At 70.3% G+C, this 14,994-nt stretch carries 13 protein-coding genes; 3 read left to right on the top strand and 10 right to left on the bottom strand.

The features are described from left to right. The 3 genes from AB0M11_RS24000 to AB0M11_RS23990 all read right to left on the bottom strand — a co-directional run. Positions 1-956, bottom strand: a 956-nt coding sequence (locus AB0M11_RS24000; protein ID WP_365708680.1) for a PAS domain-containing protein, incomplete at its 3' end; no start/stop codon positions are given. Between the two features lie 767 nt (positions 957-1,723). Beyond that, positions 1,724-3,217 carry a serine/threonine-protein kinase gene (locus tag AB0M11_RS23995; RefSeq protein WP_365708678.1) on the bottom strand — a complete coding sequence of 498 codons (1,494 nt, stop codon included), beginning with the start codon at positions 3,215-3,217 and terminating at the stop codon, positions 1,724-1,726. Positions 3,218-3,383: 166 nt separating this feature from the next. Continuing rightward, positions 3,384-4,385: a DUF2236 domain-containing protein gene (locus AB0M11_RS23990; protein WP_365708676.1), complete on the bottom strand. Its 1,002-nt coding sequence runs from the start codon at positions 4,383-4,385 to the stop codon at positions 3,384-3,386. Positions 4,386-4,814: 429 nt separating this feature from the next. On the opposite strand from AB0M11_RS23990, the gene AB0M11_RS23985 reads away from it, so the two are divergent. Then, a complete protein-coding gene (locus AB0M11_RS23985) occupies positions 4,815-5,186 on the top strand; it encodes a BlaI/MecI/CopY family transcriptional regulator (protein WP_365708674.1) in 372 nt (123 codons plus the stop codon). 177 nt (positions 5,187-5,363) lie between these two features. Here the strand turns inward: AB0M11_RS23985 and AB0M11_RS23980 are convergent, their stop codons facing one another. Beyond that, the gene (locus AB0M11_RS23980; RefSeq protein ID WP_365708672.1) at positions 5,364-5,540 is read right to left on the bottom strand and encodes a hypothetical protein; all 177 of its coding nucleotides are present in this window, start codon (positions 5,538-5,540) and stop codon (positions 5,364-5,366) included. 79 nt (positions 5,541-5,619) lie between these two features. Next, complete coding sequence (locus tag AB0M11_RS23975; protein WP_365708670.1) at positions 5,620-6,171, bottom strand: hypothetical protein; 552 nt, start codon at positions 6,169-6,171, stop codon at positions 5,620-5,622. A gap of 468 nt (positions 6,172-6,639) precedes the next feature. On the opposite strand from AB0M11_RS23975, the gene AB0M11_RS23970 reads away from it, so the two are divergent. Next, entirely contained in the window at positions 6,640-6,930 is a 291-nt protein-coding gene (locus AB0M11_RS23970) for an SHOCT domain-containing protein (RefSeq protein ID WP_365708692.1), read from the top strand. A gap of 270 nt (positions 6,931-7,200) precedes the next feature. Here the strand turns inward: AB0M11_RS23970 and AB0M11_RS23965 are convergent, their stop codons facing one another. Next, positions 7,201-8,112, bottom strand: coding sequence for a M56 family metallopeptidase (locus tag AB0M11_RS23965; RefSeq protein ID WP_365708668.1), 912 nt, complete (start codon positions 8,110-8,112; stop codon positions 7,201-7,203). Positions 8,113-8,766: 654 nt separating this feature from the next. Here AB0M11_RS23965 and AB0M11_RS23960 point away from each other — a divergent pair. Continuing rightward, positions 8,767-9,141 (top strand): YrdB family protein, encoded by a 375-nt coding sequence (locus AB0M11_RS23960; protein WP_365708666.1) that lies wholly within the window; start codon positions 8,767-8,769, stop codon positions 9,139-9,141. A 145-nt stretch (positions 9,142-9,286) separates the two neighbouring features. On the opposite strand, the gene AB0M11_RS23955 is transcribed toward AB0M11_RS23960, so the two are convergent. The 4 genes from AB0M11_RS23955 to AB0M11_RS23940 form a co-directional block, all read right to left on the bottom strand. Continuing rightward, positions 9,287-9,619, bottom strand: coding sequence for a beta/gamma crystallin domain-containing protein (locus AB0M11_RS23955; protein WP_365708664.1), 333 nt, complete (start codon positions 9,617-9,619; stop codon positions 9,287-9,289). Positions 9,620-9,788: 169 nt separating this feature from the next. Further along, positions 9,789-10,652 (bottom strand): hypothetical protein, encoded by an 864-nt coding sequence (locus AB0M11_RS23950; RefSeq protein ID WP_365708662.1) that lies wholly within the window; start codon positions 10,650-10,652, stop codon positions 9,789-9,791. Positions 10,653-10,867: 215 nt separating this feature from the next. After that, complete coding sequence (locus AB0M11_RS23945; RefSeq protein WP_365708660.1) at positions 10,868-11,536, bottom strand: LuxR C-terminal-related transcriptional regulator; 669 nt, start codon at positions 11,534-11,536, stop codon at positions 10,868-10,870. A gap of 285 nt (positions 11,537-11,821) precedes the next feature. Next, the gene (locus AB0M11_RS23940) at positions 11,822-14,827 is read right to left on the bottom strand and encodes an AAA family ATPase (RefSeq protein ID WP_365708658.1); all 3,006 of its coding nucleotides are present in this window, start codon (positions 14,825-14,827) and stop codon (positions 11,822-11,824) included. Positions 14,828-14,994: the final 167 nt, after the last annotated feature.

Here is a 14,994-nt window from a genome sequence, read left to right as displayed (position 1 = left end):
TCCAGTACCGCCCCGACGTCCTCGACGGCTGCCTCACCGGCACCGGCCTCCGACGCCAACCAGCATGACGACATTACGCATTCAAGGTCAGTAGTGCGGTACAGGCTCATCAGTCCCAGCACTTTTCCCCGCAGGGTCAGAGGTGCTGTGATGAGGCTGTGGGCACCGGAGGCGCGGATCGCCTCGGCGCGCTGCGGGACGGCCGCCAGCCAAGGTGTGTCGGGACCCAGAGCGACGAGGCGCGGCTTGAGGTCGGCCAGTGTCTGGGCGTAGGGCGTAGGGAACGGCAGAGCCCGCACGTCACCCACCGGATGTGCCTGGACCTGGTCCTCGCCGCCACTGCGGGCGAAGGCCGCACGGCGCAGCGGCACCTCCCGTCCGAGAGGACTCGGCGGAGGTTCCTCGCCACGCACCACTGCCTCCACCACTTCCACCACGGCGAGGTCGGCGAGGTCCGGCACCACCGCTTGCACCACATCCTCGCAGGTGGCCACAACGTCGAGGGTCTGTCCCACGCGATCGCGCACCGAGCCGAGAAGGCGCAGACGGGCGCGTACCTTTTCGCATTCGGTGACACCATGTGTCTCCGTCAGCACTCCCAGGATCCTGCCCTGCGCGTCCTCAAGACGAAATGCCGAGACGGAGAACCGGTACTCCGGCCCCGGCGCGCCCTTCGGACGCACCCCCAATCGTCGCCCCCGAGCGGGCGCGCCGCTCTCCAGCACGCCGTGCAGCATCGCCTCGACCTCACCGGGCGCGGAAAGGTCACATACGTCGGTGAAGTGCCGGCCTATGATCTCTTCAGGAGCGCCCGATTTCAGGACCGGCGTGTTGACGTTGATCCATAGGATCCGCAGTTGCGTGTCCAGGAGCATCAGGCCGGTCGGGGATTGGTGGAACAGGGCTTCCAGTACTGCCGCACCCGCGACGGGCGAAATGGCTTCGTTGTGCGCCACGGCAACCCACCTCCACTATCCAGACTGCGCCTGGCTCCTGCGCGCCGCTCCCGCGCACGTGTGACGTCCCCGGGCAGGCCGCCAGAGTCCGCCGCGATCGGCGTCACCGTTCTCGTCGCGGTGGTCGGCTCCCACGTCGATGCCACCTCACGTCGCGACTTCCGGATCGCCCGGTGCGCAGCCGCCGTGCTGAGCCTGGCGACGTCGGCGATCGGTGTGCACCTCAGCCGTGGCGGCGGCTCGGAGCAGACGGCGCCCGCCGGATTGCGGAAGCCGGATGCGGTGCGCAGGCTCTGGCGGACGCGTCCTGCCCCGGCAGTCCCGTCAGGCACTCCCACCGTCCCAGACAGTGTCTGACCACTACGTGTGACTGGTGCGACTGGTGTCGGGGCCGGGACTCTCCGGTGCCGAGAGGCCGGCTGATCCAGCACCGCGACCGCGGTGTCGCAACCCCCGTGTTCCATGGCGCAGCAGGCCGTCGTAGTCCGCGAGTGAGCCTGTCAGCTCGCCTCATCCGGCTGACGTAGTCGCTGCGGCCGCGGTGCGGATGCGCGGGGTGGCATCCTACGTGAGGGTGTAACCGATCAATCGGCCGTCGTGTTGGTGGTATTGGGGAGCGCGGGGGCGCTGTCGGGGCGCTTGCCGGAGTCCCGCTCGCCGGCTTGCGATGTGGGCCGGCTCCAGGAGTCAGTCCAGCACAGGCGTCGGTGTCGTTGCCGACGGAGCAGTGGAAGGCCGGAGCGGTGGCGGGGCCGACGCTGCCGCCCTCAGGACCCGTGGGTGACGCTCACCCGCACGGTCAGCGAGCCCCGGTTGTCCTCGGAGCAGGACCCGGCGGTGTCGTTCATCCCCAGCTGCAGGGTGCCCTTTCCGGCAGCCTGGAAGGTCAGCCTCTGCCCGACGGAGTGAACCGGGGAGTCGTTCTTGCCCACGAGACGCGCCAGCAGGGAGGCGAACGGGGCCGCGGACTTGACCTTGCAGCTGTTCGCACCGGACATCGCCCTGTCGGTGGCTGCGTCGTATCCGCTCGGCCCGGTCAGGGGCCAGTTCCGGTAGTCGGCGGTCCACCGTCCCCTGACGAAGCGCACGGTGACCTCGTCCCCCCGCTGCACGGAGACTCCGGCCACCGGCTGCCAGCTGTTCGCCGCCTGGACGACCTGACTGACGGTCGTCGTCCTCGGGCCGTCCTTGGGCGGCAGGGTCCCGGTGAGGAAAAGACCGCCCACGACGCCCGCCGCGAGCAGGGCAGTACCGGCGAGCGCCCACAGCAGCCGCTTCGGACCCGCCGAGCGGGACGCCTGCTGGGGAGCGGGCCTGAGCGACGCGGTGCGCAGGGCCGTCGGCACTGTCTCCCCGGCCGGTACGAGCCGCTCCTGGCCGCTGGTCACGGTGTCCGCGTCGGCCAGCGGAGTCGACGGCCGCGCTACCCGCACCGTCGCCGACGGCAGTGCCCCCGCCTCCGCCTCCCCCGCCGCGACCCGCTGCAGGGCGGAACGAGAACGTGCTGCCGAGGGGCGCTCGTCCGGGGACTTGCGCAGGAGCGCTTCGATCACCGGGCGCAGCGGGCCCAGCCGGTCCGACAGAGCGGGTTCCTCGTACGCCACCGCGTGCAGCGTCGCGGGGCTCGCGGGTCGACGGAACGGAGACTGACCACCGCAGACCGTGGCGAGGGTCGCGCCCAGAGACCACAGGTCGGAGGCCGGGCCGACCTCCGCTCCCATCGCCCGCTCCGGCGCCATGTACTCAAGGGAGCCGACCAGTTCCCCGGTGGTCGTCAGGAACTCGCCGTCGTCCAGGGCCGCGATACCGAAGTCGGTGAGGACGGCGCTGCCGTCGCGACGCAGCAGGACGTTGGCGGGCTTGACGTCGCGATGCAGGGTACCGGCGGCGTGCACGGCCGCCAGCGCGTCGAGTAGCTGTAGCCCGAGTGCGGCGGCGTGTTGCGGCGCGAGCGGTCCGGACTCGGCGATGTGATGCGCCAGCGATGGCCCGTCGACGAGTTCCATGACGATCCACAACCGGTCCTCGCCCTCGACGAGGTCATGGATGCCGACCACGTGCGGGTGCGGCACCCGGGCGACCGCGCGCGCCTCACGGATCGCGCGGCGGATCCGGACGCGGTGCTCCTCGTCGCCGCTCGGAAGGATGTGCAGTTCCTTCGCGGCGACCGGGCGGTCCAGCAGGTGGTCATGGGCCCGCCATACCGTGCCCATGCCACCGCGGCCCAGGACCTCGTGGAGCTGATACCGGCCGGCGATCACTCGATCCGAGCCGGATTCCGAAAGACTCGCCGCCTGGTGATCGCTCTCTCCGGATATCACGGACTCTCTCACGTTTCTCTTCCGGCGGCCTGGGTGCCCGACGGACGTCGTTGTCTTCGAACGGGGCCGAGCATAGCGGAGCACCCAGCTGGCCTTGTGCAGTCAACTACCTTGTACTGGAAGGCCGTTGGCGGGAGTGGGTTTCAAGCTCCCTGAGCTGGGTGTTGGTGCGCCGGGTCCGGCGGAGGCGGTCGGGCAGCGGTGTGCGGGCGTCAGGCAGCACACGGTGGGCGAGGAACAGCGTCCTGAGGAACAGGCGGATCACTCGCTCGCGGCGCGGCCCGATCCAGCCGATCCGGTGCAGTCGGCAGACTCGTTCTCCAGCGAGGTAGCGGGTCAGATCACGGCCGAAGGCATGCAGGGGGGCCGGGAACCAGCGCTCGGCGAAGAAATTCATCATCGCGGTGGCGACACGGTGCCCGGAATCGGTCGGCTCGTAGGGCCGGGAGTCGAATTTCCGGGCGAACTCCTCCATCGCCTGCCAGTCCTCGGGGAAGGGCTCCTCCGCGAGGGGTCCGGATTCGCGTTCCAGGACGCGGAAGACGGCCTGCGCCCAGTGGTGCCAAGCGCGTCGCATGTGTTCGGGGACACCGGGCAGACCCAGCGAGGTCTGGAGTCGGTGGGCGAAGGTGGCCAGCAGGACCAACGGATAGACGAAGTCGTCGACGTCGTCGAAGTTGCCGGGTAAGTGCGGCGTTTTTCGGGCCACGGCCAGATGCATGCGATTCAGCCGCTCAGCGGCTGCGCGGCCCGCCGAGCTGGACACGCCGTCCACCATCCAGGCCACCAGGAAGTCGTTGCCGTCCTGGAAGCGCCGGTACGGCTTCGTCTCCAGCTTTCGCGTGTGGTCCAACGTGGCCGCCCCGAGGGACGGTTGCATCATGTGCATGGTTCCCGGATAGATCATCATGGCCAGGGCGAACTCGGGTACCCGGTGGCTGACGTAGAGCGCGATCATCCTCTCCCACTCGGTGTCCGGATCCATGCGGGCCAGCTCGCGGTCCACCCACTTGTAGCCACGGCGCAAAGTTGGTTCCTCCACCTCAAGGCCATGGGGTGATCTGCCGTGGCCGCTACGGGAATTGATACCAAGTCGGTGGTGCTGCACCGAGAGACGCAACCGTGACGAACCGGGTTCCCGGTGCCAGGCTTACGCGCTTGGCGGAACTCTCGCCGAAGGCGCTCTCCTGCCTGGGAGCCGGTCACTCTGCCAGGTCGGACACCCCATGTCCTTTGGGGTCAAGCGGCAGGGGTTGGGGCGTGGTGCGACCAGGCGGTCGCGTCGTCGTAGGTGGCCCGGACTTTGAGGCAGCCGTGGAGGACGCCGACAAGGTGGTTGCCGAGTTGGCGCGGGCGGGGCTTCGCAGAGCCCGGTAGCCGGTCGCGGTGGCCGGGAACTCGTCAGTGGCGAGCACCGACCCTGTTGACAGGCTCAAGGCGGCCACGTCGGGCTCGTCCGCACTCGGGCCACCCCACCGGCCGTACTGCAGCCTTTACGATGACTCCTCTTACCGCGGTGCAGAAGGAGACACTGGACATGCGACGGCTGGGTGATCTGGAGGCGGAGATCATGGACCGTCTGTGGAAGTGGAAGCGCCCGGCGACCGTGCGCGAGGTCGTGGACGACATCAACCGGACCCGGCCCGTCGCCTACACCACCGTGATGACCGTGGCCAACATCCTCCACAGCAAAGGCTGGCTGGTCCGCGAGCAGAAAGACGGCAGGGCCTGGCTGTACGAACCGGTCCGCACTCGGGAGGAGTACGCGGCCGCCCTGATGGAGGACGCCCTGAGTGCCAGCGAGGACCGCCCGGTGGCGCTGACCCACTTCGTGGACCAGATGTCTTCCGCCGAGATCACCGCGCTCCGCAAGGCGCTGCGCAACGCGGGAAAACGCGGCGACACGTAACTGGCGCTGCTGGAGGACTGCCGGCGCGAACGGCGGCCTGGGTGGCCGTGATCCCGCCGCCGAGGTCGAGCATGGCGCGCGCAGCGGTGTGACGTCCTGGTCGGATCGCGCCGGGCAGGCATGCCGGGGAAGGCGTCCGGACGGACTATGGTGACAGCGGCGGTAGTTTCGCCGTGCCTACGCCCCGGCCGGGCAGTGCCGCGTGCCGGGGCCCGGACAGGCACCGCTGTCATGGCCCATCGCCGTGTTCTCGGCCTTGAGGGCCGTACCGTGCCCGGCCGGGGCGACCATCGGGGTCATGGCGGCGGAGGTGTGTTCCACACCGGCCGTCGCGCCCACGGAGTGGGCGGGCACAGCCGGGTATCTCGTCTGCCGATCGGGCTGCACACACCACATCGGCAATGACCGGCCGCCGTAGGGCAGGCAGCGCCCGTCACCCCGAGGCGGCCATCTCCTTGCCCGCCGGCGTGACAGCGAACCACGCGCCGTCCTTGCCCTGACCGTTCATCTCACCGGCCTTGGTGTCGCCCATGTAGCGGTACAGCGGCCAGCCTGCGAGGGTGACCTGCTTCATGCCGTCGTCACGGGTGAGGACACCGACCTTGGCCTGCAGGCCCATCCCCTGAGGGGTGCCGTCGGCCATGACCGGCATCCACGTCTCCGCACAACTGCCGGTGCACATCGACATGTTCACCTGGTCCTTGCCGTAGCGGTAGAGCGTGAAGCCCTGGGCGTCGGTGATCACCGCCCCCATGCCGGACATCGTCTTGGACATCAGCATGTTCGTGCTGACCATATGACCCGTGCCGCTGCTCGGGGTGGACGTACCGCTGTCGGCGGGTGCCGTGGCCTCCGCGGCTGCGGAGGTCGCCGGTGCGGCCGCACCGGCGTTCGTGGAGTTGTCGCTGGACGATCCACACGCGGTGAGCAGCAACGCCGAGGCGAGGCCCGAGGCCATGACGAGGGCAATGCGGTGCCGGGACACGGAGTTCTCCCTTGTTGTCACACGAGTTATCTACTGATGCCCTTAGTACGTTCGTAGACGGTGGACCGTTCAGACGCAGGAGACACGCATGACGAGACCTTTACCCGGAGCATGCGGCGAGGCCCTCGACCGGCGTCGGTGAGACGGGGCGCCCACGCCAGGGGGCCACCGGCGCCGTCGATGCGGCAGTCGATGTCCGGCTCGGAGAACGTCCCGAGGCCGGGACGATGCCCTCCTTCTCCGCTCCGCCTCCGCCCGCGCCCCGCGCTGCGCGGCAGGCATCGTCCCAGTGCGGCGAGAGCGACAGCCGAGACGCCTGCCCACGCCCAGCAAGGGCCCACCCGCCCCTCACACAGGGCCGCCCGGCCTATGCACTAACTCCTTTAGTGGCAGCAGGGTGGTCGTACACCGCCACTCACGGCGGCAGCTGCAGCCCACGTCGGTCTCTCCGATCAGGAAGTGATTGCCATGATGTTCTGGTACGACCGTGACATGAGCGGGTGGGGATGGTTCGGCATGTCCCTGGGCATGATCGTGTTCTGGGGCCTGCTCATCACGGTCTCGGTGCTGCTCTTCCGCGCCTTGAACCGACCCGCGCCCGGCGGTTCGCACGACGCCACCTCCTGGACACAGCCGACGCCGCCCTCCGCCGAGCAGCTGCTCGCCGAGCGGTTCGCGCGTGGCGAGATCGACGAAGAGGAGTACCAGCGTCGTCTGCGGGTGCTGCACTCCTCACGTGCCGACCTGACCAAGCACTGAAGCCGGCGGGCATGCCCCGCCGCGGTCGCGGACCCCTGCCGGGCCCCCACGGATCCGTCATTCCCTCAGTGAGCGCAGAAGAGCGCCCGGCGCGCAGCCTGATCCCCGCGCAGAGGAACTGCTCCCATGCCGTCCGCACCTCACCGCGGGCGCACCGCTTCCTGGGGACGACGGCAGCCGGCGCCTCCAGGAAGGCGGTCGGCCCTCCCGGTCAGGTGTTCCTCCTGCGCGGAACGCACAACCGTTGGTGTGAGGTGGGTCCTCCAGCGGTCAGGGCACGCACGCGATCGTCAGGGGCAGCAGCGGAGCCACGATCGTGGCCACAACAATGCTCAGCCATGCGACGCGGTGCGGCCGGGGCTGCGGCGCAAGGACGCGCCGCAGCCGGATGAGGACTCCCGAGCCACCCGCACCCAGGGCCGCCGCGGGCGCTCGTCCCGCCGCGACCTCGTACATCGCCGTCGCCAGCGCGTCCCTGGAGTGATGCCGCAGGGCGCGGTCGTCCGCGATCATCTCCAGCAGCAGGTTGGTCTGCTCCTTGGCGTGCCGGGCGAGCGGCAGACCGCGGAACGCGCGCGAGAACGCGTCCACCAGGATCTTCACCAGGTGATGCCTGCCTGCGATGTGGGCGCGCTCGTGGTCCAGTACGGCGCGCAGCTGCTCGTCGGTGAGGACGTCCAGCGCGCCGCTGGTGACGACCACACGGGCGCGGCGCCCGGCCAGGCAGTACACGGCGGGAATGCCGTGGTCGACGATCGTGGCGCCGTACTCGGGCGCGGGTTCGCCGACGAGAGTGAGCACGTCCAACTGCCGGTTGACGGCACGTCGCGCCCGCCAGACGCACCGGATGAGCCATGCGGCCGGCAGCAGGACGACCATGACGGGTGCCGCGATCGCCAGGGCGTCGCCGACGGTGGGGGGCGCACCGCCCGCAGAAGGGGCGTCCGCAGGCAGTCCGCATGCGGTGAGCAGGCCGATCAGTCCGTCGTGCGCATGCTGTTCGGCCGTCACCACGTGGTACACGGAGAGGGCGGTGGCGACGACGAACGTGACCATGAGCCCCTGCCACGCCAGGACCGCGGCAGCCGGCGCCCGGTGCACCCACGCGGCCCTGGCCAGCAGGGATGGCACCACGACACCCACCAGGACCGCGTATCCGGCCAGCCCCGCGGCTGTGATCATGCGCTGCTCCGCCTCTTCACCGCTCGGAGCGCCGAGCGTAGCGCGTCCACTTCCTCGGTACTCATCCATTCCACGAAACCGGCCAGAGCGCCCCCCACCCCGCGATGCCCGTCCCGGTCGCCGCCAGCTCACCGGTCGTGAAGCCGCAGCTCGTCCCGGCTCCGGCCGCCGCTGACTCCGCTGCGGTAATTCTCGACGCCGTGTCCTGCCGTTGCGGGATGATCGTCTCCGCGGCAGTCGTGTCGTTCGGCCACGGGGAGGGCAAGCGATGTCGTTGAGGTCGGGCGGACTGCCGCGTCCCGGAGCAGGCCGTCACCGAGGCGCGTGCGGCGTGAAGGGGCCGTCCGGCGGCCGGAGGCGCGGTCGCTGGTCACGGAAGCGCGGTTCGCGGAGAACGGGGGCGCGGTTCGCGGAGAAACTGACCGACCGGGACGCGGCGACGGCGGCGCGGGCGATCGGCTGGAAGTACGCGATCGGCGCGAAGATGACGGCGCCCACAGAGGCGAGCCCTCTCTCGGCGGCCCCCGTGTCAGCCGCCTCAGCCACCACCTCACCGCATGGCTGTCCTTTTCCACGGTTCCGCCGAGGCACCCCTGTCGACGAGGCGGTCCTCTTCCCACGACAGCCCCCACGCATGACGAAGGATGGCATCCGATGACGCTCCCCACCTCCCTGCGCGTGATCAACGAAGGGCTGGCGTTCCTGCTGGAAGTGGTGGCCCTCGCCGTCCTCGCCCGGTGGGGGTGGCAGGCCATGGACACCGCAGCCGCGCGTCTCCTTCTCGCTGTTGCCGCTCCCGCAGCGGCGGCTGTCCTGTGGGGACTGTTCGCCGCCCCGAAGGCCCGCATACCGGTGCGCTTGGCGGGCGTCCTGACCGTGAAGGTGCTGGTTTTCGGTGCCGCAGCAGCTGCCCTGTACACCATGGGCCTGCACGCGTGGGCCATCGGTTTCGCCGTCGTGGTCACGGCCAATACCGTGCTTGCCACGCTCGACCGGCGCTCTTCGACGCGTCGGACAACCTCTGCCTGATCCGGCCCACCGCCGAGGACGGCCGCGCCTGGCTCGACCGGGCGGTGTTGCCAAAAGGTCGGCGGAGGCCGTATCGGCGTTCCGATACGGCCTCTTGGCTACGTCCGTTTCACGCTCGCAAGGCGTCCCAGGACGACATCCTTGTTCAGACGGTCTTGATGGCGACGAGTTGCAGCTTCACGGTGCCGGCGGAGGGCCAGGTGATGACGTTCCAGCGGGCCAGGTCATGGTAGGAGCCGTCCGCCATCCAGAGGATGTCGTTGTTGCCGCTGCTGATCTTGCTGACCCAGATGCCGTTCCCATAACTGACCGACCCTGCGTTCGCGTAGCAGTGGTCCGCCGAGAAATTCTCCGTGACGCGGAGGAAGTCCGTGCGGTCCCCGCAGTTCACGGGATTCATGGCAGATGCCGGACTGGTGACGACCGTGGCGAGCGCGGTGGCCATGACCGCGGCCGTCGCGATTTTCTTGAAGCTCAACTTCATGCAGAATCTCAATTCCGTGATGAGAACGACCCAGGCTGACGCCCGAACGAGGTCGACCGATTGTCGGTGCGACCGTGACCGAACGTAGGCTTGCAGAGGCGTCTTCGGTCGATCAACCGGAAGACGTGTTGATTAGTTTTTCTTCTAACGCCGGGACGGTCCGTCAGGCCGCGGGAGACGCGGCCAGAAGACGTGCTGCCTGGTCGGTCTGTTTCTGGACCTGATTCTGGTATTCGGTCAGGGCGGTGGCATGGGCGGAGATGAGCTGCCACTGGTATCCGGCGAGTACGGCGAAGTAGACGGCAGCAAGGCCGGACGACCGTGTGCAGGACTCTGCGGCGCCGGCCGCGGCGATCTCCCGGGCGGTGGGCTTCGCCGTGTTCCAGGGGCTGTCGGCCAGCTTCTCGGGGTCGTCGGACGGGTGCCCGGCCGCCTTCATGCAGGCGGACCAGCGTGTGCGTGCGTCGCTGACCCGGCCGTCCGCACCTGCCTGCTGGAACGACTGGCCGAAGAGGTTCTGGGTGAGCTTCCAGCCCTGGGTGCCCGTGAGATCGGGCAGTCGGCCGACCGCCTCGTCGAGGCAGGCCTTGCCGTCCTTCGCCGCCTGGCCGGTCAGGCGCGCGGCAGCGGTCGGGGGCCGTACTCCGATGTGGAACCCGATCCGCTTCGCGGTCGCACGGCCGAGGTAGCCCCAGGCGCCGGCCGGACGGACCGCCTCTCTCTCCTCTTTGGTCCTCGCGGTGGTCCGGGTCATGTTCTGGCCGGAGTAGCTTGCGGGCCCTCGCTTCCTCATGCAGCGGATGACCAGTGCTCTGCGTGTCCGGAACAGCAGGTCGTCGGCGTGCTCGGAGGTGCCGTAGGCGGACAGCGGGAGCCGCATCAGTCCGTCGTATCCCGAGGCGGGCGCGGTCGGCGTGGCCGCGATGACCGGCGGGGTCGGTGTCACGTCCGGCGCGCCGGCTGCCGGACCTGCGGAACAGCCGGTGGTGAGCAGGAGACCTACGGCGACCGCCGCACCACAGGTCACGCTCGCGACGCGCCGCGAGGTGTGTTGCGCGAAGGGTGCGCATCGGGGGGTTCTCATGCGGGACTTGCCTTTCGGGGAACAGGAGCGTGCTGCCGTCCCACGGGACGCCGACGGTTCGCCTCCCGGCGGGCGACGCAGCCCTCGTGGAAAATCTGATCCGGCCGCCTGATGGACACAGCCGGGCGCGCGGGTGGAGTTCACCACCATGGGGGTTCCTACAGCGCGACGTCGCCGTTCACCCGGGGCGGCCAGACGTCCGCTCGCAGAACGCCCACCGCGTAGGCGCGTGCGACCAGCGCCACCCGGTTCGACACGCTCAGCTCCCGCAACAGTCTGCCGATCCGGTATTCGACGGTCTGGCGGCTGATGAACAGACGCGACGCCAGGACTTCGGAGGTCAGGCCCACGGCGATTCCTTCCAGGATCTTGCCGTCGACCTCGCTCAGGCTCCGGGCGTCGTCGACACCGCCGGCAGCCGCTTCGCGCGCCGTGCAAACGGAGAGGACAGCCGCGGCGCCGCCTGGCAGGCTGCCGCGCAGGACCCAGGCGTTGAGGGCGCCGGTCAGGGGTGAGGCGTCCCGTCTCGGCACCACGATTCGACTGCGGAACCGGTCCGCTGTCCCGTGGAACAATTCGGTGAGGTGACGGGTCAGAGGCTCACGCAGGGTGGGTGCGACGAGGTCGGGGAATTGCCGACCGCACAGTTCGTCGGCAGTTGCACCGAACTGCCGGAAGAACTCCCTGTTTCCGTACAAGATTTCTTGATTTCGCGCCAGGAAAAGCATGATTCCCGCGTCGGCCCGCTGTATGGGATGGTTCGCGTGCGGTGCGCGCTGGACGTGGTGTTCGGCGTGGTGGACCCCGTGGGGTCGGCCGGCGCGCATGCCGTCACCGGTACGAGATGTCCGCCTGGATCCCCGATTCATTCGGATTCCCTTTTCCCCTTTCAGGGGAGACATGCGGTGCGTTGTGCCATGTCGGCGCCTTCGATGTTCTTCTTCTGTGCGCGTATCACGACCGGCTCCTCTGTTCTCTCTCACTGGCTGCTGCTGATCACGATGCTGGCAGACGTGATCCGCCGTTTCGGCTGTGCCGGCTAAGTACGGGGAAACCTGACGCGAGTTGCCGCCGCGGCACCCGGGCCGGTCGGCGCCTGCGGTGGCGGACGGTCAGAGGGAGCCGGTGAGGACGGCGGTGGCGAGTTCGGTGCGGGAGTGTTGTCCGGTGCGGGTGAACAACCGGGACAGGCGCCGGGCGACCGCGTCCTCGTTGAGCCGGAGGACGGTGGCGATCTGTCGGTTGGTGAGCTGTTCCGCGACGAGGGTGGCCAGGAGGTGGTCGTTCTCGGCGGTGGTCTGTCCGCGGCCGGGGACGGTGAGTCCGGCGTCGCGCATCGCGGTCCTGGTCCGGGAGCGCCACAAGGTGGCGCCGGTCATGCCGAACAGGTCGTACGCCTCGTGCAACAGCGTGGCCGGCCCCGCACCCATGGTGGCGGTGGCGACCAGGGTGGTCGCCGTTTCGAACGGCAGGCCCCGATGGCGGGCGAGTTCCATGGCCTCGCGCAGGTGGCCGTGGACACTGTCGGGGTCGTGGTGGGCCAGGGTGCGGGCCGCGGCCAGCAGGTAGCGCAGGCGCGTCCGGTCGTCGCCCGTCCGGCTCACGATCCGCCTCAGGTGGCGCAGGTGGGTTGCCGCCTCGCCGGTGCGTCCTGTCTCGGCCGTGACCTCGGCGAGCGCGGCCCACAGCTCGGCGGAGCCGTGCAGCTGGGCGCGGGCCTGTGCCGCGTCCAGCCCACGACGCAGTGCCTGCTCGGCGCCTTCCAGGTCACCGAGGGTCGTGAGCACCTCCGCCTCGGCGGCGCTCAGGGACCACTGGGGTGGTCCCGCAGCAGGGCCCGGCCTGCTCACCACCAGATTCAGGGCGCTGGTGACGCGGCCCCGGGCGAGGAGGATGGCCGCGGTCCGCGCGGGAAGCAGACAGCTGTCCGAGCCGGGGGTCTGGACCTCGCCGGCGGCGAGCAGTCGGCGGCCGGCTTCCAGTGCCTGATCCCATCGGCCGGCAAGGTGGTGGTGCAGGAACCGGCTGATCGGGGGCAGCATCTCCACGGTCAGCGCGCGGGCCTGGAGCAGGGCTTCGGCCGCCTTCAGGTCGTGGCCGACGGCGAGTTCGACGAACATCGCGTCGGCCAGCACGTACACCTTGCCGGGAGGCAGCTCTGGCGCGTCCGGCATGGTCAGTCCGTGCCGGAACGCCTCCGGCCGACCCAGCGCGAGTTCGGCCACGGCTTTGAAGCACCCGGGCGCGGCGCGGGCGCGCGGGTCGGTGTTCCAGTCGGCTTCCGTACGGGAGAGCAGCTCCGCCGCTTCCTGCCATCTGGCCAGGCGGCACAGGGCCAGGGCCTGGCCGGTCACCTTGGCGAGGGCGGGTACCGGCAGGTCGTCCCACCAGTGTGCCGTCGCCAGCCTGGACAGCTGCCGCCAGTCCCGCTGATTGGCCGTCAGCGCCGTGAACATGCTGGCGATCTCCTGCAGTGCCGGCGCCGGCAGTGACTCTCCTGGATCGCGCAGGAGTGTCTCCGCGACGGCCCGGCCCGCGGGGTAGTCGCCCGCCCGGTAGGCGGCTGTGCCGCACTGCTGCAGGAAGGCGTCACGGTCGGAGTGCCGCTCGGTCAGGCCGGCGGCGGCCCGTAGCCATCGCAGCACCGCACGGTCATCGGTCCCGGGCGGTGACTGCTGGGCAGCGGACGCCAGTTCGGCCGCCGCGCGCTCCCGGTCGACCAGGATTCCCGCGTCCGCGATCCGGTCGGCCCGGTAGGCACGTGCGTCCTGCCCGTCGAGCAGGAGGGACACCGGGGAGGCCGGTGCGCCGCGCCCCGCCTCCGCGTCTGCCCAGAGCACCCGCACGGCCGTGGCGGACAACCGGCTGCGTTCCCTCGGTCGCAGCCGCTCCCGGACGGTGTGCGCCGTCAGCGGGAGGCGGAAGGTCCAGCCCCGTACGCCGGCGCCGTCCGGTGCGGGCAGTTCGTCGAGGACGCCCTCCGCCACCAGGTGGCGTACCGCCGTGCCGGCGGCACTGGCGGACAGTCCGGCCCACTCCGCGGCCAGGGGGAGGGCTGCTGGGCCGAGCGGCCCGAGGACGCTCAGCGCCGCGGCCACCGCGCGATACGGCTCGCCGAGCACGTCCACTGCCGTGACGAACCGGTCGTCGTCCGGCAGGACCGGCACCGGCGTCGTGGCGTGGAGGAAGGCGCGACGGTCGGCTGTGCGGATCTCGTCGCGCCGGGTCCAGGCGGTGAGCAGGGCGTCGACCGCTCCCGGGATGCCGCGGGTCAACTCGCCGACCCGCCGGGCCAGGACGGTGTCGGGCTGCGCCGTCAACCACTGCGCTGCCAGCGCGGTGGTGTCCTGCGGTCCCAGCGGGGCCAGGAGCACGGTGCGGACACCCTCGGCGCCGGACAGCTGTTCCACGGCCGCCGCCATGCCGTCCCTGGCTGCCGCCCGGTCCCTTTCGAGCAGTGCACCAGGGGGCGTGCTGCCGTGGCCTGTGCCGGTGGCGGCCGGGGCGGTCGCACACGGGCCTGACGTGCTCGGGGCGCCGTGCCGCACGGCGCCGACCACCAGACGGGCGCCGGTCGCGAGCCGCGGCCAGTCGATGCCGCTGAGCACGGCCAGGGAGCCCGTGTCGGCATGCTGGGCGTCGTCGACCATGACGGCCACCGGCGACGGCCTGGCGAGAGCGGCGCGCAGCACCGCGTCCATCGCCGTACGGTCGCACCGGTCGACGGCGGAAAGCGCCCGGGAGACCAGTTCTGAGGCAGGTCGGTGCGGGCGGCCGGGTGAGTGGTGCTCTTCCAGTGCCATGACCAGTCTCAGCGCCAGCAGCAGGGGCCGTTCGCCGTCGCCGAGCACGCAGTCGACCGCGCGTACGGCAGTTCCGTGGGCGCGCAGCCGTTCGCCGACCGCTGTCAGGAACGCCGTTCGGCCCGCGCCGCGTTCGCCTCGTACGAGGACGAGCCGGGGACCGTCCGGGTCGGTCAGGAACCTGTGGATCTGATCCGACTCCCGCCGACGGCCGAGCAGGCGGCCGTCGCCGCGGTGCATGCGGGCGGGCGTACCCCAGGGGACAAGCTCGCTGGTGTTGACGAGCATGTCGTTGATGTGCGAGCGCGCAGCCACCGTGCAGTACATCCCTTGTTCCCGGACAGGCCGGCCGGTTGCGGACACGGCCGCCCCTCCGTGTGGGCCGGCGCCCCCTCGTGCGTGTGTGCGCTGCACATTATGAGGGGCGCAGTTCGCCGCCGCCCAGGCAAAGGGAACGGAAAGATGCCAGGCGCCATCTCTCA

The organism is Streptomyces sp. NPDC051987 (assembly GCF_040680735.1).
Taxonomy (GTDB): domain Bacteria; phylum Actinomycetota; class Actinomycetes; order Streptomycetales; family Streptomycetaceae; genus Streptomyces.
This window is presented reverse-complemented; position numbering and strand designations above follow the sequence as displayed.